The organism is Phormidesmis sp. 146-12 (assembly GCF_052939495.1).
The window spans coordinates 1-18,743 of sequence record NZ_JBJPHS010000108.1 but is presented as its reverse complement, the minus strand read 5'-3'; the positions used below and the strand labels follow the sequence as shown (position 1 = coordinate 18,743).

Genomic DNA, 18,743 nt, shown 5'->3' with positions numbered 1-18,743 from the left:
AACTCGCTTGCCTTCATCATCTCACAGATTTTATGGTTTTCGGATAGGCCCTTAAATCTCAGGAACGACGACGGGACGAATAAAGAGAAGAACTTTTGCGAAGTTGATGAATCAAAATCTACCAGACCCTTAAATTTCCTGGGCCTGCACTATCCAACAATTGCCGATCGAACGCAATCATCCAGCAGATTGAACTGCAAAGGCATCATTACAGAAACTAAAAAAGCAGGTGACTACACTTTTCAAATGCAGGTTTTTCGGCTTCCCAAAGATCCTAAAATTCCTGAAAAAGATCCGATCGCCACCCAAACCACCGAGACGGTTACCGTCAAACCCGACGACGAACCTCAAATCCTCAGCTTTGAACCAACACGATCGATCTACCAGGAATTGAGTGTTCCCACAGTACTCACACCTTCACCTTCACCTTCACCCTCACCTTTACCTTCACCTACAACACCCATAACTTCACCTACAACACCACTCCCTTCCTTCCTTCCTCCCACTCCTACCCGTTCACCCACCTCACGCACTCAACCTGCTAATGCTCCTGGTCTAATTCGGCTCAACTGGAAGATTTCTAATTGGAGCCGCATCGAAGAAGTCAGACTCGTCGCCCTTTCACCCGACGGATCAATCCAGGGAGAGCCAAAAACTTATTCCAATGCGGAACTAAGCAATCTTTGTCCACTCAGCACTGAGTCGGAGTTAGATTGTCAAAACCTGCCAACCACTATTAGAAAACCAGGAGATTATGTGTTTAAGCTGACGGCGATCGTCAAACAAGAACAAGGCAAAACAGAACTCATTCGCAATACTGAACCTATTAAAATCCAGCCGAGACCCTTAGAAATTAGGAAGTTCACGGTTAATGGTGAAACAGCAGCCGAAAAGTCGAAACATACCTATCTTTTGAGCAGGACAGATGATGCGTTTGACATTAGCATTGCCTGGGAAGTATCGGGCGGCGAAGATATCAAAGTAGAATTAATGCCTTCACCCGGAGTTGTGGGTCTCGTCGGAAGCATTCCTTTTCCGATCGCTGCACCCGGTTCTGAAACAATCACACTCAAAGTGAGCAACAAATTTGGGGAACAAAAAACGCAATCCGTCACTGTGCAGACGATCGCGCCTCAAGACACACCTACCCCAATCCTACTTCCTCCGCCTCCTCCGCCTTCAGGCAATGCAAATTCCAACAATTCAGGCAAGTCAGCCCCACCATCAATGCCCGATGGACAGCCTGATGAGCAGACGGGTGAACTAGCGCCGATCGAAGTTCCACCACGACCTAATTAGCTACGGATGCTCAATACTCAAATCGTAGGTGCAGAAGGGTGGTTTTTCGCGCTCAATTACCATTCTCACCAGTGATTCATCAATGATTTGGTCTGGATGCTCAGGACGCAGACGAACCATAAAATGAAACGGACGACCGCCGCCCATCATTGCATTCTGCCCAAGCTGACAACTGCCAAACGTAAAGCCACCTGTGAAGGCTTCCTCGATCGCAACATACTCATCTTTGCAGGGCAAGTTTGTATAGAGACTCAAATAGCGCTGTAGACCGCGACGAGTCCCATGCCATCGGTAGAGTTCGATCGCGTCCCGAATTAACCGTCGTTGCTGTTCGATATCCCAGTCAGGCTCTAACTTCCAGGCGACCCAATGAGCCAAAAACGGCAGCATCGATTCGGGAGCCGTCAGCGGATCGAGATAAGCCCACAAAGTATCGATCGTTTGCACATAGGGATCAAACGTCTGCTCAATGATGGCTAGAAACCGCTCAAAGAAATCAGTCTCCGCATAGAACGCAGGCAAAAAATCGAGATAAGAAACACGAGGACGAACATACAGAGTAAAGACTCGATAGCTAATCGATCGCGCGCCTGCTTCTCTCACCTCAGACACTTCAATTTCGCATTGATAAGTTAGCTGTAGTTGTGTTCCTTGTTCTAAAGCAGTCTGATGTTCAAAAAAATCGAGAGGTGCCGTAAACACTAGCGAAACATCTTCTTTGGCCTGAGGCGCAAGTTCTCTTAAGGGTTGTTCCTCAGAATGCCACTCACTCGGCACTTCTCCCCCCAGATTCAGCCGCCACTGCAACACGCGATCGCCCGGATTCTCGACCCGCACAACGATCTCGCCTGGTTCACCGGGATGAAGGAGTAAACTATTGGTCGCAATCTGTGTCGTCTCCTGTCCCAAAATAGCCACAGCTTCCACCTTTTCGAGCGGAGCCATCGAAGTCATTTGTACTTGCAATATCGTCTTTGAAATCGCTTGAGTCATTCAGGCTTATGGCTCCACAAAGTTGATTTCATGACCAGGATCAGATTTACCGTGAGGCGCAAAGGTGACCCCTTGCAGGTAACTCGAAGAGATCGTGTCCCCTGCCCAGGAACAAAGATAGCCCAGCGGACTCGGAGCAATCATCGAATCTGTAGCTGCCAACAGGTTCCAGCCGTCTTCCTGCTTACGAACTTCAAATAGCTCGATCGCGCCCAAATGTCGAATTCCTGGAATCTTTTGACACAGAGAAATGATATCAGAGGTATACACCGGACGACCCAGACTCCAACCTTGACCCTCAACACCGCCGACAATCGGATTGAGAAACTGATACAACGCGACCAGGATATGTCTGCGAATAGATTCTCGATCGCTTCTCGACTCCAGCAACACACTCAGACAAACGCTAACACCCACATATTCTGGCTCTTGTAGCTCAACTTTGATACCCAAAGGACGACGATCACGCAAATACAAATCCATTTCCTGCCGCAATTCTGTGCTGAGACTGAAAACGCGATCGGGATTCATGCCCTGTGTCCAATCAATGCGATCGGTTTCGACCTGCGGCACAATCAGCAATCGCACGACTCCCGGCGTACTATATTGGGATTCTCGCAGACAGTGAGAACGGGCGACTTTCTGCCCTGGAAGTGCTTTCGAGACAGTTTCAAAATCTTCAGGCGTGACGGCACATTCACGAGTCCGTAGCTGTTGAGGCACCCGCATCACCGCTTCTTCCAATGATTCGGCATCGGCTCCGCCTTGCGCTGGCTCATAGCTCGTCACGCGAGTAATGTAGGGCAGCGACGATCGCAAAATGGTCAACTTCTCAGCCTGCACATTGCCCTGCCGACCCCCGCCAAACTGATAAGATTTCATGTAAACTTCTGCACCCGGTGGCGGAACTCGACCATACTGCCGCTCGGTAAATGCAGTAGTTCCCCCGATCGGATCACTCAACGGAGACAGTACCCGTTCTCGACTGTTGCGGTCTTGAAACTGAGCCGCTGCCCGTTGCACAGACGCTTGAATCTGAGCGCGATCGTAGGTTTGTTGTCTCAGTCGCATCGGGCCGCGAATCAACGGCCCAAACTGCACTGTCCCGGTTCGAGCATCGATCGTATAGTGAGGGTCATCGGAACTCGATCGACTAAAATCAGGAACTTCCTGCCACGCTTCAACCATTCCGTCAGAGAGTTTGACTTCGATGTATTCCTCTGCTGCTTGTCGGTCTAAAACAGGCTGCATTTGTAGGGGAAAGGCTTGTCCAGGTTTGCCTGTGCTAGTTCCCAACAGTTCTTCTCGAACGCGAATGCACTGCCTCGCGGGGATAGTTCCGCCGATCGCTTGAATTCGCAATCCAACAATCCGAGGTGAAACGCTGTAGGTGCGCTGATACTCCCGCTTTGTCTCATACACACAGCGAATCCAGTGTCCCTGACAATCGCCAAACTCGGCTTCTGGAAAGTCTTGAGGCAGATGCAAAATTACGCTGGCTTCTCGCAACCGACCTTGAGCCGTCGCGTCACTACCAAAATTAAAGCCCTTGGTGCGATCGTCTACTTCCTGTCTCAACACCGATTGCCACTGATGTCCATTCCAGGCTTGCCAGACTCGCGGTGGCTCATTGGGATCGATCCCCGTTCCGGTCGCTGACTCGCCGCGAACAATCAACTCGATCACATTGCCTTGAATCGACTGCGCCTCCTCTGTTGGCGACGTATCCAAAGCCAAATAGAAGCTATTACCCGGCAGTGACTCTGTAAACAGCGAAGTTTCGCCCATGTTCTGCCAATCGCGACTGCGTTCATTAATCGAATTGTGAAAGCGATTCTCAAAGTCTGCTTGATCCGTGTCACGAGTCAGAAAATGTTTGATGCGAGGATTGCCCACGATCAGATCTTGATTCGTACTAAACACGATCGCTTCATCGGTTGCCGTTCGCTCCGTCGCTACTTCGGTATCACGAGGAATGACCACTGTAGAGTCTTGAGCGCTGCTCAGATAAAACGTCAGGTCAGTCTGGGCAGGCGTTGGCGACTTGAGGTGAATTCCCAACAGTTCTAAAAAGGCGACATAGTTGCGACGGGGCACCTGATTAAACCGCAGTTGCATTTGATCCGTCAACCAGGCAAATAGCTCAATCAGCGTAATACCGGGGTCGCTAGGATTGTGGTTTGTCCATTCTGGGCAATAGCGGGGAATGCGAAGAATACACTCTTCTACCAGATCGCGATAGGCTCGATCGTCAAGATTAGAGTTGGGCAACTTGGGCAGAAAATCAAATTCCATATCAAAAATCGCTACTGGGCAGATAGCAAATAGAACGGGAAGACCATACTGCGGGAGTCGGGACTGTCTTTGGGTTCGTAAATAATCTCAATGTCAACCTTGCCTCTCACCGGATCGGGATCAGCACGAACTTCAATCAAGTTAATCCGAGGTTCCCACGTTTCGATCGCTTCTTCAACATACAGCCGAATCAACAATAATGTTTGAATGTTCAACGGTTCAAACACCAATTCAGACAAGCGAGAGCCAAAGTTAGGACGATAGACTCGCTCCCCCAGGCTAGTTCGCAGAATAATCACGATCGATTCTTCAATATTAGGTTCATCTGCACTCAACTGAATGCCACCTTGAACACTAGATCGTAACGGAAGTGCAAATCCAGAACCGATGAGATTAGAAAAGCGATCGTCGAATTCTTCTTGCATAATGCATTCCTGATCGGGTTACAGCCTTGTTGAGATCAATCAGTTCATTCTGTCGCTTACTAATTTTCGTCTAAACCGAGCATTAAAGCAATGATCGTGGTTCTGAACTTATCATCGATCTCACTCTTTCTCAAAACCGCGCTGCTTCGCAGATACGGCAAGGGTTGCACTCAGCGATCGGCGATCGGGCAGTTCTGGGACATCAGGGGAACGATCTCTTTGAGATATCTGCAAAGCAGATCGCACTGCCCCTGATGATAGCGGGAACAAGATTTTACCTAATAGCGCGATCATTTCTCTCGATAAGGGTAGCGATCGTACTATGGCTAATAATGATAACGACAAGAGATAATGGTTAAGTAATCATCATCTACAGCATAGACAAGACGATGGGTATCATCAATACGACGTGACCAAAATCCAGCTAAGTTTTCTTTCAAAGGTTCAGGCTTGCCAATTCCCTCGAAAGGAAGGACTTTCGCTTCTTGAATCAGTTTATTAATTCTTTTTAGGATCTTTTTATCTTGACCTTGCCAATAGATGTAGTCTTTCCAAGCCTCATTAGTCCAAGCTAATTTTCGATTAGTCATCTAATAAGTTTTGTTCGATGACTTGACCTTGCTTATACTGGGCAATGGAGCGTTCTAAGTGAGCGACATTTGCTGGAGACTTCAATAAATAAACAGTTTCAAGCAAGCTATTAAAATACTCAAGCGACATCACTACGGCATCGTCGGCATCTCGCCGAGTAATGACGGTGTAGTCTGCGTCATTCACGACTTGATCTAATATGACCTTTAGTTTATTTCTGGCTTCGCTAAAGGTGACTATTCTCATTTCTGAACCTGTCTGCTTACTTGTACAAGTATAGCGTGATGAAGCGTGTCAGTAAAGAAGGCAATCTTCTCTTTGCCCACCGGGATCGCACTTCGTTAAACCAACCTGCGCGGCGATCGCCCGCTTCAACCGCACGTTGTTTCGCAGATACCGCAAGGGTCGCACTCAAAGATCGGCGATCGGGAAGTTCGGGGACATCAGGAGGACGATCTCTTTGAGATATCTGCTCGCAGATCGCTCATGCTCGTAGAAGTGGCAACGAACAGAAGCCCTTAATTGTAACAGGTGCGCTGCTTCGCAGATACCGCAAGGGTCGCACTTCTAACATAAAAGCCCTTATGATGGGATGATGCTGAGGCAACGTTAGGCAGACCATAAACAAACTAGAAACATATGGACAATAACAATAAACAAATTTACAGCTATACAGTTCTTTTGGAAAAAGAATCAGATGGAGGGTATCACGCCTTTTGTCCTGTCTTAAAAGGCTGTCATTCTCAAGGAGATTCTTTTGAAGAGGCTATCGAGAATATTACAGAAGCGATTGAACTATATATTGAAGATCGCACTCACTTAGGCATTGGTTCATCAGCGATCGCTGTAATGTACTACTGTTTCCGCGATTGCCCTGTTGTTTAGAAGCGATCGCATTTCTCAGCAAGGAACCGCGACGCTCTTTCCAAAACCCCAAAAGCGATCGCTCGTCCTTCATCCCTTTAATCGTGATTGGTCACTAGGTCTGCAAAGCAGAATCGCTCCTCAGCTTGAACGACGGGCGTTTTAGATTACGATGAGATTAGTAGCTTTCGGGAATGGTGTAGGATGCAACACTTCTCTGTTGGTGAAATTCAAAATTCTCGTAGTGAAGTTTTGAGGCAGGCTGCTGTTGAGCCTGTTTTATTGTCGGTAGAGTCGCAACTGAGTTATGTAATTATGTCGGTCGAAAACTACGAGCAGTTAATTAACCGATTAGCTCAGTTAGAGGATTTGGCGATCGGTCAGCAAGCTCAAGCTGCTCTCTTAAACTCGCGAATGGTTGGCGCGGAAACTTTTACAACAGAACTTCAGCGTCTGGCTGCGTCGGACATTGAAGGTTGAGCGAATGGCAAAGCTTGATGGTCTTGAAACAGTTCTTGATTTTCTCAAAGGACTACAACCTAAAATTGCTGCTCAGATTGCCAAAAAAGTGATGTCGTTAAATGTTGATCCTTTACCAGCAGACTACAAGGAGTTGGTTGGTTATGCGGGATACTGTCGCGTAGATTCTGGAGAATATCGGATTGTTTGTCGCTTTGATGCAGATGCGGATTTAGTTGAAGTGATTTTGGTTGGAAAGCGTAATGACGACGAGGTTTATAAGCAACTTAAACGCCTGTTAGGTTAGCTGCGATCGCCCTTCCTTCCAATAGCTGCTTTGCAGATACCGCAAGGGTCGCCCTCAAACATTGCTTTATCAGCGATCGCTCTACGTTTCCCAAAAACGATTAATCCCAACGCGATCGCTCCCCATGCTCTCAAGGAACGATCGCATCCAGCAATCCTAGCCGATCTGCAAGCAGATATCTCAAGGAGATCGCACCTTTGAACCGCAATCGCATCTCTCAACAAGAAGCGCGATCGCATCTCTCAACAAGGAACCGCGATCTCCTTGAGATATCTGCTCGCAGATCGCTCTTTCCAAAACCCCAAAAGCGCGCTGCTTCGCAGATACCGCAAGGGTCGCTGTAACCCACTATGATTTCTGCGATCTGCGAGCAGATATCTCATGCTGGTAGAAGTGGCAACAAACAAGGGCTTTTGATTGTAGGAGGCGCGCTGCTTTGCAGATACCGCAAGGGTCGCTCTTCCTTTTTCCTACCGGGTGCTGCTCCACAGAGGTTGCAGGCACGGATAGCACGATCGAACTTGCTAGTGAGATGGGAATGAGTGATAACGCTTAGTTTTGTTGCGTCAGTTCAGGCTACGGGCGAATGAATCGCACTTAAATGATCAGCGATCGCAGCACAAAGAAAGCCTCTATGGGATCATGCAGCCTGTGATTTTTCAGGTGAAGACATGGCATCGTCAGCAAAGTCTTGGTCATACTGAGCGATCGCTTCTTCTATCGTGGAGTAGAAAGCAGATCGTTGATCAGGAGATTCTTCGATGAAGAGTTCTAAAAATTGTTGGTCTAGTGTTCTGATCTGTTTTTCGTTTAAGGAGAGATAGTAATAATCGGCACTTTGTACACAAAATTGCTGATCCGTTAGGCGTTGAAAACAGCGATAGCGGATGGCTGCTGTATCATCTATTCTTTTCCAAATATCGATCGCTTTGAACATGACTTCTTAAGAGATAGGTTTCCATCGGTCAGAGGCAATGCGCTTTTGGGTGTTCGCTCTTGAGTTTTTGAACTGAGTAACTTGTTGATTGGTTGCAGGGTCAACGATGACGACTCGATCGCCCTTTACATATACATAATATCCAGTTTCAGCATCTTGGAGCAGCCGACCTTCTCGAACCACTCGGTTAACGTCGCCCACCTGCCGAGTAATATCACCTTCTTTTGCTTCTTGCGACCCTTGCGGTATCTGCGGAGCAGCGCGCTGTTCACTGTGAGCGGTTTTACCTTCAATTCTTTGGCTCTTTTCGCTACTGTTGCCTGGTTCTGTCATCTTGTCTATCGCGATCGCACCATCTCCGAGTATACCGAGAACAAGGTTTAATATAGCAGCGCGATCGCTCCTATCTTTCCCCTCAAAACGTGCTGCTTCGCAGATACCGCGAGGGTCGCACTCAACGATCGGCGATCGAGCAGTTCTGGGACATCAGGGGGACGATCGCTCATGCTGGTAGGAGCGACTCGCTACGGGTTTAACCTCATTTTGTGAAACCGCAAACCAAGCGATCGTGGTTCCGTTGCTTTGGGAGAACTCAACTTCGTAGGCTTCATCTGCGTAGACTTCCAGGATGGTGCCGATCGCGCCTATGGTCACTCCGCGATCTTGGTAACGGTCGGTGAGAAGTTCTACGAGCGAATAGGGTTCTAGAGTCATGATAGATTACCTCCATTAGCAAATCCAGAGAACGGAGTCGCTAACTTCAATGTACCTTGATTATCCAAAATCCAGCCTGTGCGAAGTTTTTTACTTCTAACCTCTACGATAATCGTGAACCGTTGTCCATGACGATCTTGTTCACCGATAGTGTAGTCTTGGGCTGCAAATTTGAACTGAGCTTGAGTGATGTAAGTTTCCAGGAGTGTTTGAGCATCGTCGAGGTTGTTGGGGCGATAGCCTAGAAGGTCAAGAAATATTTTATCTTTGCCAGATTTATGGTTGGGGATGAGAACGTATTCCGAAAACTTCCTGAAATCGCCTGTAATTAGGGTGATTTGCCATTGTGGATTGTTTTCTGGTTCAAGGTTTTCACCCGTGTTGCTCATAGTCGTGCGATCGCAGGGCAGATGGAGGTATTTTATGCTGATTTGCTCAAGGATCTAGAAAGCTGATCTGCTTAAAGATTACGATCGCATCTCTCAACAAGGAACCGCGATCGCATCTCTCAACAAGGAACCGCGATCGCTCTTTCCAAAACCCCAAAAGCGATCGCTGTAGTCCACTATTATTCCTGCAATCTGCGAACAGATATCTCAAAGCGATCGCCCGATGTTCCCTAGAAGTTCGCTGCTTTGCAGATACCGCAAGGCTGCACTCAACGATCGGCGATCGGGAAGTTCTGGGACATCAGGGGGACAATCGCTCATGCTGGTAGAAGTGGCAACGAACAAGAGCTTTTGATTGTAGTAGGCGATCGCACTAAGCTACGGACGAGCGATCGCACTTACTTTTCAGGTGGAGGAGCAGCTTCCTGAGTTGGACGAGTGTAAGTAACATTACCCACAGCCAAAAGACCGGATGTGCTACTCCACGAATGATACTCAGCAATCCGGTCATACTGTTGGACACTTACCTTTACTTTTGTCAGCAGCTTTGAATTCACACGAACTGTCTTCGAGTTTTGACTACCGGAAGTTTCTGAACCTGTTGTGATGCCGGAATCATGTCCAGTGGTAGATGTGACTGAAGATCCTAAGTTTGCTCCAAGTTTCCCACTATTTTCTTTTGAAGCTTCACCTGAACCTCCAAAAGTTGTAGTTTGTTGCTGGCTTTCAGAATTTTGATTTCTGGAACCACTTATTGCTTTGCTACCAACTGTAGCTACAGATCCAGGAGTTGTGGCACCCTGAGGATCTTCATACATAGTAATGTTGACTGTAACTTTATAGTTCGGGTACATTAATCCTGGGTCATAAACCTTAGAGTAATAACCTGTGGAGTTTGATTGGAAATAGCTTCCTGTCATTTGGGACATTATTTGTCCTTCTAAATCTTGACAATGATTCCAAAGAGGCTCATCAGAAATTAAACCAGTCGTATTGCCAGCAGCTTGCCTGCAATATGCTACGACAGGATCAGGATTTATTTCTGGCTGTGAATAGCTATTATTTGCAGGAGTGTATATTTTAGGAGTAAGTTGTACAAGAGGTTTGGCGGCTGAGCGAGATAAAGCATTAGTTTGATCACTTACAGCTTCATAAGTTGCCTTTCCGGTATTTCGTTGTTTTTTTTCAATCGGCTGCTCATTACCTGTTTGCTGCACGACGTGTGTCAGTTCATGTGCCAACAATTTTTTTCCCTCGGTAGATACAGTATCGTATTTACTCTCGCCGAAAAACACATCATTTCCGTATGTGAATGCTTGTGCTTCAAGCGCCTCATTCATATCGACTGAATTACTGTCTGTATGAATTCGTACTCGAGAGAAATCTGTGTTGAAGCGCGATTCCATGTATGATTTCAAATCGTCCGGCATTGTGCTTCCCCCACCCTTACTGCTATTCAATTGATTCTCGACCGAGTTGCCTGTCTGTAAAGCATCATCCGTGGAGCGCCGCAAAGCAGGCTTGGTTTGGAGTTCTTTGTCTTCCAGTATTGCCTCGCGATGGATCGGCTGCTGCACCGCAGAATCCGGCATACTCATCACCTGGTCAGCCATCCGATCGGCTTCCTGCTCATAGGGGTCATTCGGCGCACCCACTGTCAGCTTGGGTTGGATGATGGATGGGGTGCGATCGCGACTAGAATTCGCGGCAAGACTCTTCAGATCGGGGGCGTGAGTATGAGCAAACTCCAATCGGGCTTGAAAGTCAGGTGTGTCTGTAGAAGACTCCTCAGTTGCAGCGCTGCGTTTGGGAAACGGACGATCGAACATATTGGTGGTTAGCGGGATCGGTACAGACTGCGTAGATGCTTTCTTTTGAAGTTGTCCACTTGTTTTCATAGCTTTATCCTTCTAGGGTTAGATCGTTGTTCAATTGCAAGCCGCTTTTAGCACTTGTACCAAATCACCTCGCACCCATCCCTCAGCCTGAGACGAAAAGCGAACTCGATGCCACAGATAGCCATTCTCACCCGTGATCGATTCCATCACCACCACGCGATCGCCTCTCAGTCCATAGTGCAATATTTTAGAACTCGTAGAGGCAGCAGAGCGAACATTCACCTCGTCGCCTTGTAAAACAGCAATTTGATCGGTGCCAGTTCGCAAATAGTCAGCCGACACCCAACCCTCAACTCCCGCAGCAGCCTGCACACGATACCACCGCACAGTCTCTCCACCGATCCCCTCGTCGAGCGTGTTCACCCGATCGCCCACTTTTGCCGTACCAATCACACGAGCTGACAGCGAAGCAGCCTCTCGGATATTCACTGCACTCCCTGGATCTTGACCACACAACATTGCAGGACGGGCACTTGCTGCGAGTTGTATTCCAGTAACTAAAACGGTAGCGATCGTACTAGAGAACAAAAACCGGAAAGCTGTTAACATAAAAAACGGCTCCTATAAGTAAGTTGTAGAGCGATCGAGACCATACTTTTCATTCCAGAGGACTTGCGTTTCGGTGAAGTTCAAATCATGACTTCTATTGAGATGGCTCGAAGGTGCCCATTGGTCTTAACCTCTGTTGTTAGTATTTCAAGTGTGTTCTAGTCTCAATCCACGCGATCGTTCTCCAGCAAGTTTGCTATCAGACATCATCCTCCAATCAAAATCGTTGGACATCCGTTAGTGATGACATTTGGGGAACCAACGGCTTCCAGGATTTGATCCCCCATCCGGCTAGCAGGTAAGCCATTGATCAACACTGTTTGACTGCCAGAAATCACGACTCCCTCACCATGAGGTGGAGCAGGTAGAAGTGTTGCACAGGCATGAATATCTGCACCACCAGCCATACTCCTAATCATCGCACCCATCGAAGTCGCTGCCGTCGTTTTAGCTGTTTGTTCAGCAGTCACCGCAGCCGGGGCACCAGGAGTTCCAGCCGCCGCAACAGTCGCTTTTTCAGCCGTTTGAATGGCAATTTTGGAGGTCGTTTTAGCTGACTTCAAAGCGGCAACAGCAGATAGGGGCATCCCTCGCCATGCTGGGAGATTGCCGATCAATACATTGAGACTACCAGATCCACCCGTCAGAACAGGGGGCAGAGGATGGGCAACTGTATCAGTGATGCGAGCAGCGGGCTTATTCATAGCGTTTGGCTCTATTAATTCAGTTTGATCACACTACCCTGGACGGTGATGATTCCCCCTGCTTTAATGTCAATGTTTCCAGGGGCTTCGATTTTGAGGGTTCCGATCGAGCTAATCGTAATGCTGCGATCGCTGTCATTCAAATGAATTTTGTGTCCTCCGTTTGTTTCAATATAAATACCTTCCCCGTCTTCTTCAACAAATTGAATTGTATGTCCCGTCCGAGTTTTGATGGTTCGTAGGCGCACTTTGCCATCTTTGACGCTTTCTTTAACAGGCATCGGTGTGTTGTCTTTGCCAGTCCACACGCCCCCAATCACATAAGGACGGTGAATATCACCATGTTCAAACGCCACCAACACCTCATCATTAATTTCAGGGAGACAATCGAACCCGCGCTGATGTCCTGCTCCGATACTCACGACTCGCGCCCAATTGCTCGTATGGTCTTCGGTCAGCGTTGGAAACTTGACTTTGACGCGCCCCCAGCCCTTGGGATCATTGTTGTCTGTGACAATGCCAACTAGATGTGTTTGTCCAGGCTGAAGGGTTGGTTTGGGTGCGAGGGTTGTTAGCAGATCGCCGCCCCGCAGTCCTCGCACACTAAATTCAGTCGTGTAGACTCGCTCATAGTAGAGATGCCGCGTTTCGGTGACATAGTATTTGCCGCTGTGTTGTCCCATGCCTTCGAGCTTCACCACTCGACCAGGGCGAATTTTTGGGTTGCCTTCAGCTTTGGCATCGGCGCAGACAAACTGACCGCTCAACTCATTGCAAACAGCTTGCGCGATCGCGTCTGCTTCTTTGGGATTAAACACAGGACGATCGACAATAATCCGTTTAGGTTTAGTTGGCTTACCGTTGAACTTGGTGCTGGTGTCGCTGCCTTTGCCGTTGTCTGTTTGGGTGATCACTTCATCGGTGCGTTTTGTAGACACGATCGCTCGTTTTTCGCCATAGTCCCAGGCTCTCACTTCGACTTCTTTGACCTGTTCGGCACTGCTGACCCGGACTCGAAAACTACTAAGATTTTTGAGCCACTTGAGCGCTAGTTCGTTTCCTGGCTTGGGTTTACGAAAGTGTAGTTTGCCATCCTGGTTAAATAGCTCAAACCCAATACGGCTGGCTCGATCGCGCAAGAAAGCCATGTTGGTCTGATTTTCTTGAAACAGGTAATCATGCGGTTCGCCACTGTTGTCTAGCGGTGTTTTGATTTGAATGCCAGCTTCCTCTGCAATCTTCTTCACCACATCGCTATCCGTGACATTTTGAAACGATCGATTGTGCTGTCCCCGATATAAACGGTGCATCGTATGGCGCAATGCAGATTTACGCAATCGTCGCCCTAAAGGAGACTTGATCAAACAAGCTCAGGCAGGCTTAGATTTATACTATCTGCTGACGTTTTATGGCAACGAGGTCGAACTAGAGCCACAGCGATTGTTAGGAAGTGCAGTTCGGACTTTGGTAGATCAGCCCGTTTTGACCGCAGACATGATTCGCGACACCACAAATCACTCCAATTTTGCTTTTCTACAAGAATCGACTCTCATAGACCAGGTAGAACGAGTGACGATCGTGCCCAATTTTCTCTCGACTGATGAGCTATCCAAAATTTGGTCGGTGTTTTTTCAAACGCCCTATATCTTGTCGTTTGCTTGTCAGGGAGGAGCCGTTTTGATTGAAGGCGATCGTCCCAGTGGTCGAGGCTTACCGATTCGCAGTCGGCAGTTTTATGCAACGCCCAATCAGCCAATGGTTGAGCGAGTCTTTTCGGATCAAGGTCAAGAAATTACGTCAGACAGTCACATCCGAATCCAGGGCAAGCGGCTAAATCCCGAAGTCACGATCGAGCAACTGCAAGCCGAACACATCAGAGTGCAGCAGCGGCCTGATTTACCCCAGACTTCTGTACCGCGCCGGGGACAACCCAGGGTGCAAATTGGAGAAGCAATGGTAACTGTTCAAGCTGTGACGGAGAGCGAGATTCAAGTACGTTTAGCAGACTTAACAAGCGACGAAAGGCAGTCGTTACGGGCAGGAGTGCAAAGTTTACAGGTTGTGTATCCGCTGGTGCGTCAACTATCTGACCTTGAATCAAACGGGACGATCCTCCAAAGAACTACTAGAACAAATATCATCCCGATCGTAGTCTGTCCAACTATCGTAGACACTCGCATTGAGATTCGTGATCGCGATCGCGATCAGGTTGCTGTTGCAGAGATTTCTATTACCCTTGATTTACTATTCGACGAAAATCAGCGCATCTTTCTACTACTCAATCAACTCACTCTTGATAAAACAGCCTCTTATATTTTTGCTGCCTCAAAACCACTACAAACAACGCAAACGGCTATATTCATCATTCGGGATGTGAAGGTGGGAGAGTATCTCGTAAGAGTGCAAGTGGGTGGGGCTGAGAGCTTACCTGTGGTTGAAGCGGAGCAGTTTGTCAGTCCTAAAGTAGGTATTCAATGAGTATGAATAAAGCACAGTGGCGTGAGGCAAATTGGCGAGATTTATTGGCAGCGATCGCGCAAGTCAAACAAGCGATCGTAGACTATTTGGAGTCTTCCCATTCAGCAATCAGTCCTCCTACAAGTCTCGATTATCTCATTCCTCCCGCACTCCAGCAACTCTCGGCTTGCTTCAATCTCTCTGCATTTGAGCAGTCAATTCTTCTCGTCTGTGTGGGCATGGAGTTAAGTCCAGAATTTAGTTTTCTATGTGGTCAAGCACAGGGAGATCCAAAGCTGAACTATCCCACATTTATGCTGATGTTAGGTGTTTTTCCACATCACCACTGGAGCGCTCTAACCTCAGAAGGAGCCTTGCGGCACTGGCGATTGATTGAGCTTGGAGAAGGACAAACCCTGACTCAGAGACAGCTACAAATCGATGAGCGAATCTTACACTATCTCATTGGCGAACCCTCTCTAGAACAGCACTTCAAAGGAATCATTGATCTCGTCACTGTCACATCTAATTTAGTACCCTCGCAACAGCAGCTAGCCCAAAAGATGGCATTGCTGTGGCAACAAAACGATCGCACGATCGTCCAGCTTTACGGCATTGAGACTGCGGCAAAAAGCGCGATCGCTGCAACGGCCGCCCAACTCACTCAGCGCAAGCTCTATCGTCTCTGGGCCCAGGCTATTCCCACAAGTCTCAGTGATGTGACGACCCTCGCTTTACTATGGAATCGAGAAGCAATTTTAAGTAATAACGTCTTGATGATTGACGGTCACTCTCATCATGAAATTGATCAGGCAAAAGCGATCGCACTAGACCTTTTTATGACTCATCTGCAAACGCCTCTAGTGATCACAGGGCGCAATCGTAGTTCCTCTCACAGCCTGGAAGGTCAGCAACGTCCTTATATTAGTCTCGAAGTCTATGCGCCTACTTCAGACGAACAGCGCCTTCTCTGGCAATCTAATCTTGCTCAATCAACCGTTGATCCCAGACAGATTGAACGATTAGTAACTCAATTTAATTTAAACCAGCCGTCAATTGATGCAGTTTGCGCCGAGGCGACTCAGGCTGCTCAACTTTGGGATTTGTGCCGACTGCGATCGCGGCCTCAAATGGATGACTTAGCTCAACGCATTGAAGCCGGTGCAGACTGGGAGGACTTAGTATTACCAGAGACCCAAAAGCAGATGTTAAGAGCGATCGCGGCTCAGATCAAACAACGCACTCAGGTCTATCAACAGTGGGGATTTGGCACAAAAAACAAGCGCGGGTTAGGCATCAGTGCGCTATTTGCGGGGGCAAGCGGAACAGGCAAAACAATGGCGGCCGAAGTGCTGGCTCAGACGTTAAAACTTGACTTATATCGAATTGATCTCAGTGCCGTTGTTAGCAAATACATTGGGGAAACCGAGAAGAATCTGGGTCGAGTGTTTGATGCCGCAGAATCTGGATCGGTGATTTTGCTATTTGATGAAGCAGATGCTTTGTTTGGCAAGCGGAGTGAAGTAAAAGATAGCCACGATCGCTACGCCAACATGGAAGTGAGCTATCTCCTACAACGGATGGAGACTTATCAAGGACTGGCAATCTTGACAACGAACTTAAAAGAAACTTTAGATACTGCATTTTTGCGACGCATTCGATTTGTGATCAAGTTTCCCTTTCCTGATGCTGTGCAGCGCGAAGAAATTTGGCGGCGTGTTTTTCCAGAAACCTTGCCTGTTGAAGCCTTAGATATGGCAAAACTGGCAAGGTTAAACGTGGCAGGTGGAAACATTCGTAACATTGCGCTGAATGCAGCCTTTATCGCAGCAGACACCGAAGAAGCCGTAGGAATGAAACATCTCCTAGAAGCCGCTAAGAGCGAGTACGCCAAGCTAGAGCGAACGTTGACCGATGCAGAAGTGCGCGGCTGGATTACATAACCAAAGCGCTTCGCTGAAACCCTACGCATCAGCAGCCGACGCAAGCGATGAACGCGATGCAACCTTTGTTGACCCAACTGATCGATTTGCCCAGAATGGACGTAAAAGACTACCACGATTAGTGCAGAGCGCAACTCCAAAGGAACTGTCGTGGAGATCTGATTCCGGATGTCGAAGCTCATGGTGCCAGCGCGATCGTGCTTAGAAATTAAAGCTTAAGCATTTCGGTCTTTAGGCAAAATGGCGCGATCGCCAATCGCTCCTATCTATTAGGTAACTTCAGTTCTGGCTCAAATTCTGATAGGGCGAACTTTGGTGGGGTTGGAGACTTGACGAGCGATCGCGGCGACTAAACTAGCTGGGTCAGCGGGTTTGGGAATATGCTGTTGAAATCCGGCGGCAAAGACTTTTTGCTGAGTCGTTTCTGCGGCGTAAGCGGTGAGCGCGATCGCAGGGAGATGCTCAAATTCAGGCATCGCTCTAACTTGTTGAATGAGTCCATAGCCATCGACATCAGGCATCCCTAAATCACTCAGGAGCAGATTGGGCTGGATGTCTGTGAGTAAGGCGAGTGCGTCGATCGCGGAAGCGGCAAGCGTGACTTCTGCACCATAGCTTTGCAGCAAAAACGCAAGCAATGTGCGGGTGTCGGTCTCATCATCGACGACTAACACATGAATCCCTTCCAGAGTCAGGGTTTCAATGTCCACCTCCTTAGTAGTGGGCATGAACACGGCTTCAGAGCGGGATTCCTTAAAGATCCGCTGACTCATCTGATTCGGAATTGTGTCGATCATGGGATTGAACTGCCGGAGGTGCGAAGCGCTCAAGGTAAGCTTCCTCAAGGACAGTTGAGCATTCGAGCGTTTCATGAACAGGGCAAAGTCAACCTGGAAATTAGGGATGACGGGAAGGGAATTGATCCCGATCGGTTGAAGCAGCGATCGCAGCAATTGGGGATATTAACGTCTACTCAAGCCAATGCACTGAGCGATCGAGAAGCCTTTGACTTGATGTTTCTGCCTGGATTTTCGACCGCAGAGCGCGTGACCAATCTATCAGGTCGCGGCGTAGGAATGGATGTCGTGCGCTCAAACTTGGAACGAGTCAACGGCACGATCGAGGTTCGCAGTCAGATCAACATTGGCACTACCTTTCGGATTAAAATCCCGTTGACGTTGGCGATTGTCTCGGTGCTTCTAATTTCGGTAGTGCTACACAAGTAATGATGCATTGTAGTGATGGATGAAATACCAAATGGCACCAATGTGATTCTCTAAGGATTTGGAGAAGGACAAGGTTTTTCGGACTAACCGAGACACTCGTTGCCTCAAGGTGTTGTTGAATCGCTCAATGTAGCTCGTTTTTCCCGTCTCTCTGCCCACTGCTCAATGGCGCTTGCTCGGTAGAACGGCTGCATATGCTGCCCAAAAGTCGGTGTAGGCGATCGCACATTGGCGATAGACCGGAGGCAACGAGTCCCACAATTTACGAGCCGCCGCTTCATCGCGTGCGCCAATATAAACACCCACAATCTCACGCGTGTCAGCATCGAGCGCCAACCAGACCCACTGCTTGTTCCCTTTGTTGTCCACACATGACCACAACTCATCGCATTGAATCGTCAGCCTCCCCTTTTTTTGGCTGTCACCTGCACTTGCCGGGGCACCTTTGCATATTTCTCATTGACGTAGGTTTGGAGCCATTGTTCAGAAACTTGGGTTGCACGGGCAATCCCAGCCAGTGAAATCCGTTCTAACAACAATCGGTCAATCAACTCTCGCGTGGTTTGGTCAATCACCTTTTTAGTGGGTTGTTCAATGAACTGCCGTCCACAGTCATGACACTTGAACCGTTGTTTACCAATAGTCGTTTCCAGAAATTAAATTGAGTTAAAAAAAGAGGGTAAAACGAAGTTT

Annotated in this window: 24 protein-coding genes and 1 pseudogene; 9 read left to right on the top strand and 16 right to left on the bottom strand. The window is 48.1% G+C overall.

Features of this window, described 5'->3' with window-relative positions; translation table 11 throughout:
• Positions 1–1,299, top strand: a 1,299-nt coding sequence (locus ACKFKF_RS28710) for a hypothetical protein (RefSeq protein WP_446870793.1), incomplete at its 5' end; no start/stop codon positions are given.
• On the opposite strand, the gene ACKFKF_RS28705 is transcribed toward ACKFKF_RS28710, so the two are convergent.
• From ACKFKF_RS28705 to ACKFKF_RS28685, 5 genes are all read right to left on the bottom strand, one after another.
• Complete coding sequence (locus ACKFKF_RS28705) at positions 1,300–2,292, bottom strand: phage tail protein (RefSeq protein ID WP_446870792.1); 993 nt, start codon at positions 2,290–2,292, stop codon at positions 1,300–1,302.
• Positions 2,293–2,298: 6 nt separating this feature from the next.
• A complete protein-coding gene (locus ACKFKF_RS28700) occupies positions 2,299–4,587 on the bottom strand; it encodes a putative baseplate assembly protein (RefSeq protein ID WP_446870791.1) in 2,289 nt (762 codons plus the stop codon).
• A gap of 11 nt (positions 4,588–4,598) precedes the next feature.
• Positions 4,599–5,012 (bottom strand): GPW/gp25 family protein, encoded by a 414-nt coding sequence (locus ACKFKF_RS28695; RefSeq protein WP_446862386.1) that lies wholly within the window; start codon positions 5,010–5,012, stop codon positions 4,599–4,601.
• 326 nt (positions 5,013–5,338) lie between these two features.
• Positions 5,339–5,602, bottom strand: a complete 264-nt coding sequence (locus tag ACKFKF_RS28690) for a Txe/YoeB family addiction module toxin (RefSeq protein ID WP_446870790.1) — start codon at positions 5,600–5,602, stop codon at positions 5,339–5,341.
• A complete protein-coding gene (locus tag ACKFKF_RS28685; protein ID WP_446862388.1) occupies positions 5,595–5,849 on the bottom strand; it encodes a type II toxin-antitoxin system Phd/YefM family antitoxin in 255 nt (84 codons plus the stop codon). The genes ACKFKF_RS28690 and ACKFKF_RS28685 overlap by 8 nt, the downstream gene beginning before the upstream one ends.
• A 38-nt stretch (positions 5,850–5,887) precedes the next feature.
• On the opposite strand from ACKFKF_RS28685, the gene ACKFKF_RS28680 reads away from it, so the two are divergent.
• The 5 genes from ACKFKF_RS28680 to ACKFKF_RS28660 all read left to right on the top strand — a co-directional run bounded on the left by ACKFKF_RS28680 (position 5,888) and on the right by ACKFKF_RS28660 (position 7,434).
• Positions 5,888–6,067 (top strand): hypothetical protein, encoded by a 180-nt coding sequence (locus tag ACKFKF_RS28680; RefSeq protein WP_446870789.1) that lies wholly within the window; start codon positions 5,888–5,890, stop codon positions 6,065–6,067.
• 175 nt (positions 6,068–6,242) lie between these two features.
• Complete coding sequence (locus ACKFKF_RS28675; protein ID WP_446870788.1) at positions 6,243–6,488, top strand: type II toxin-antitoxin system HicB family antitoxin; 246 nt, start codon at positions 6,243–6,245, stop codon at positions 6,486–6,488.
• 183 nt (positions 6,489–6,671) lie between these two features.
• Positions 6,672–6,947 (top strand): prevent-host-death protein, encoded by a 276-nt coding sequence (locus ACKFKF_RS28670; protein WP_446870787.1) that lies wholly within the window; start codon positions 6,672–6,674, stop codon positions 6,945–6,947.
• Positions 6,948–6,951: 4 nt separating this feature from the next.
• Positions 6,952–7,233 carry a type II toxin-antitoxin system RelE family toxin gene (locus tag ACKFKF_RS28665; RefSeq protein WP_446870786.1) on the top strand — a complete coding sequence of 94 codons (282 nt, stop codon included), beginning with the start codon at positions 6,952–6,954 and terminating at the stop codon, positions 7,231–7,233.
• Between the two features lie 30 nt (positions 7,234–7,263).
• A complete protein-coding gene (locus ACKFKF_RS28660) occupies positions 7,264–7,434 on the top strand; it encodes a hypothetical protein (protein ID WP_446870785.1) in 171 nt (56 codons plus the stop codon).
• A 439-nt stretch (positions 7,435–7,873) separates the two neighbouring features.
• On the opposite strand, the gene ACKFKF_RS28655 is transcribed toward ACKFKF_RS28660, so the two are convergent.
• From ACKFKF_RS28655 to ACKFKF_RS28615, 9 genes are all read right to left on the bottom strand, one after another.
• Positions 7,874–8,170, bottom strand: a complete 297-nt coding sequence (locus ACKFKF_RS28655; RefSeq protein WP_446870784.1) for a hypothetical protein — start codon at positions 8,168–8,170, stop codon at positions 7,874–7,876.
• Positions 8,171–8,176: 6 nt separating this feature from the next.
• The gene (locus ACKFKF_RS28650) at positions 8,177–8,503 is read right to left on the bottom strand and encodes a hypothetical protein (protein ID WP_446870783.1); all 327 of its coding nucleotides are present in this window, start codon (positions 8,501–8,503) and stop codon (positions 8,177–8,179) included.
• Between the two features lie 47 nt (positions 8,504–8,550).
• Positions 8,551–8,676, bottom strand: a complete 126-nt coding sequence (locus tag ACKFKF_RS28645) for a hypothetical protein (RefSeq protein WP_446870782.1) — start codon at positions 8,674–8,676, stop codon at positions 8,551–8,553.
• Positions 8,657–8,884 (bottom strand): DUF4926 domain-containing protein, encoded by a 228-nt coding sequence (locus ACKFKF_RS28640; RefSeq protein WP_446870780.1) that lies wholly within the window; start codon positions 8,882–8,884, stop codon positions 8,657–8,659. The genes ACKFKF_RS28645 and ACKFKF_RS28640 overlap by 20 nt, the downstream gene beginning before the upstream one ends.
• The gene (locus tag ACKFKF_RS28635) at positions 8,881–9,273 is read right to left on the bottom strand and encodes a DUF6883 domain-containing protein (protein WP_446870779.1); all 393 of its coding nucleotides are present in this window, start codon (positions 9,271–9,273) and stop codon (positions 8,881–8,883) included. The genes ACKFKF_RS28640 and ACKFKF_RS28635 overlap by 4 nt, the downstream gene beginning before the upstream one ends.
• A gap of 398 nt (positions 9,274–9,671) precedes the next feature.
• Positions 9,672–11,171, bottom strand: coding sequence for an eCIS core domain-containing protein (locus tag ACKFKF_RS28630; RefSeq protein WP_446870778.1), 1,500 nt, complete (start codon positions 11,169–11,171; stop codon positions 9,672–9,674).
• 30 nt (positions 11,172–11,201) lie between these two features.
• A complete protein-coding gene (locus ACKFKF_RS28625; protein ID WP_446870777.1) occupies positions 11,202–11,720 on the bottom strand; it encodes an SH3 domain-containing protein in 519 nt (172 codons plus the stop codon).
• 206 nt (positions 11,721–11,926) lie between these two features.
• A complete protein-coding gene (locus tag ACKFKF_RS28620) occupies positions 11,927–12,424 on the bottom strand; it encodes a PAAR domain-containing protein (RefSeq protein ID WP_446870776.1) in 498 nt (165 codons plus the stop codon).
• Between the two features lie 14 nt (positions 12,425–12,438).
• Positions 12,439–13,761, bottom strand: coding sequence for a VgrG-related protein (locus tag ACKFKF_RS28615; protein ID WP_446870775.1), 1,323 nt, complete (start codon positions 13,759–13,761; stop codon positions 12,439–12,441).
• Positions 13,762–13,780: 19 nt separating this feature from the next.
• Here ACKFKF_RS28615 and ACKFKF_RS28610 point away from each other — a divergent pair, with 19 nt between their 5' ends.
• Both ACKFKF_RS28610 and ACKFKF_RS28605 read left to right on the top strand, forming a co-directional pair.
• A complete protein-coding gene (locus tag ACKFKF_RS28610) occupies positions 13,781–14,902 on the top strand; it encodes a DUF4255 domain-containing protein (protein WP_446870773.1) in 1,122 nt (373 codons plus the stop codon).
• Complete coding sequence (locus ACKFKF_RS28605; RefSeq protein WP_446870771.1) at positions 14,899–16,824, top strand: ATP-binding protein; 1,926 nt, start codon at positions 14,899–14,901, stop codon at positions 16,822–16,824. Before ACKFKF_RS28610 ends, ACKFKF_RS28605 begins: the two co-directional genes overlap by 4 nt.
• A gap of 290 nt (positions 16,825–17,114) precedes the next feature.
• Here ACKFKF_RS28605 and ACKFKF_RS28600 read toward each other — a convergent pair whose 3' ends face one another.
• Positions 17,115–17,621, bottom strand: a complete 507-nt coding sequence (locus ACKFKF_RS28600) for a response regulator (protein WP_446862398.1) — start codon at positions 17,619–17,621, stop codon at positions 17,115–17,117.
• A gap of 18 nt (positions 17,622–17,639) precedes the next feature.
• Between ACKFKF_RS28600 and ACKFKF_RS28595 the strand changes: the two genes are divergently transcribed.
• Positions 17,640–18,050, top strand: a complete 411-nt coding sequence (locus ACKFKF_RS28595) for an ATP-binding protein (protein ID WP_446870769.1) — start codon at positions 17,640–17,642, stop codon at positions 18,048–18,050.
• Here ACKFKF_RS28595 and ACKFKF_RS28590 read toward each other — a convergent pair.
• Positions 18,039–18,703 (bottom strand): annotated as a pseudogene (locus tag ACKFKF_RS28590) (IS1 family transposase). The gene ACKFKF_RS28595 and the pseudogene ACKFKF_RS28590 sit on opposite strands and share 12 nt — an antisense overlap.
• Positions 18,704–18,743: the final 40 nt, after the last annotated feature.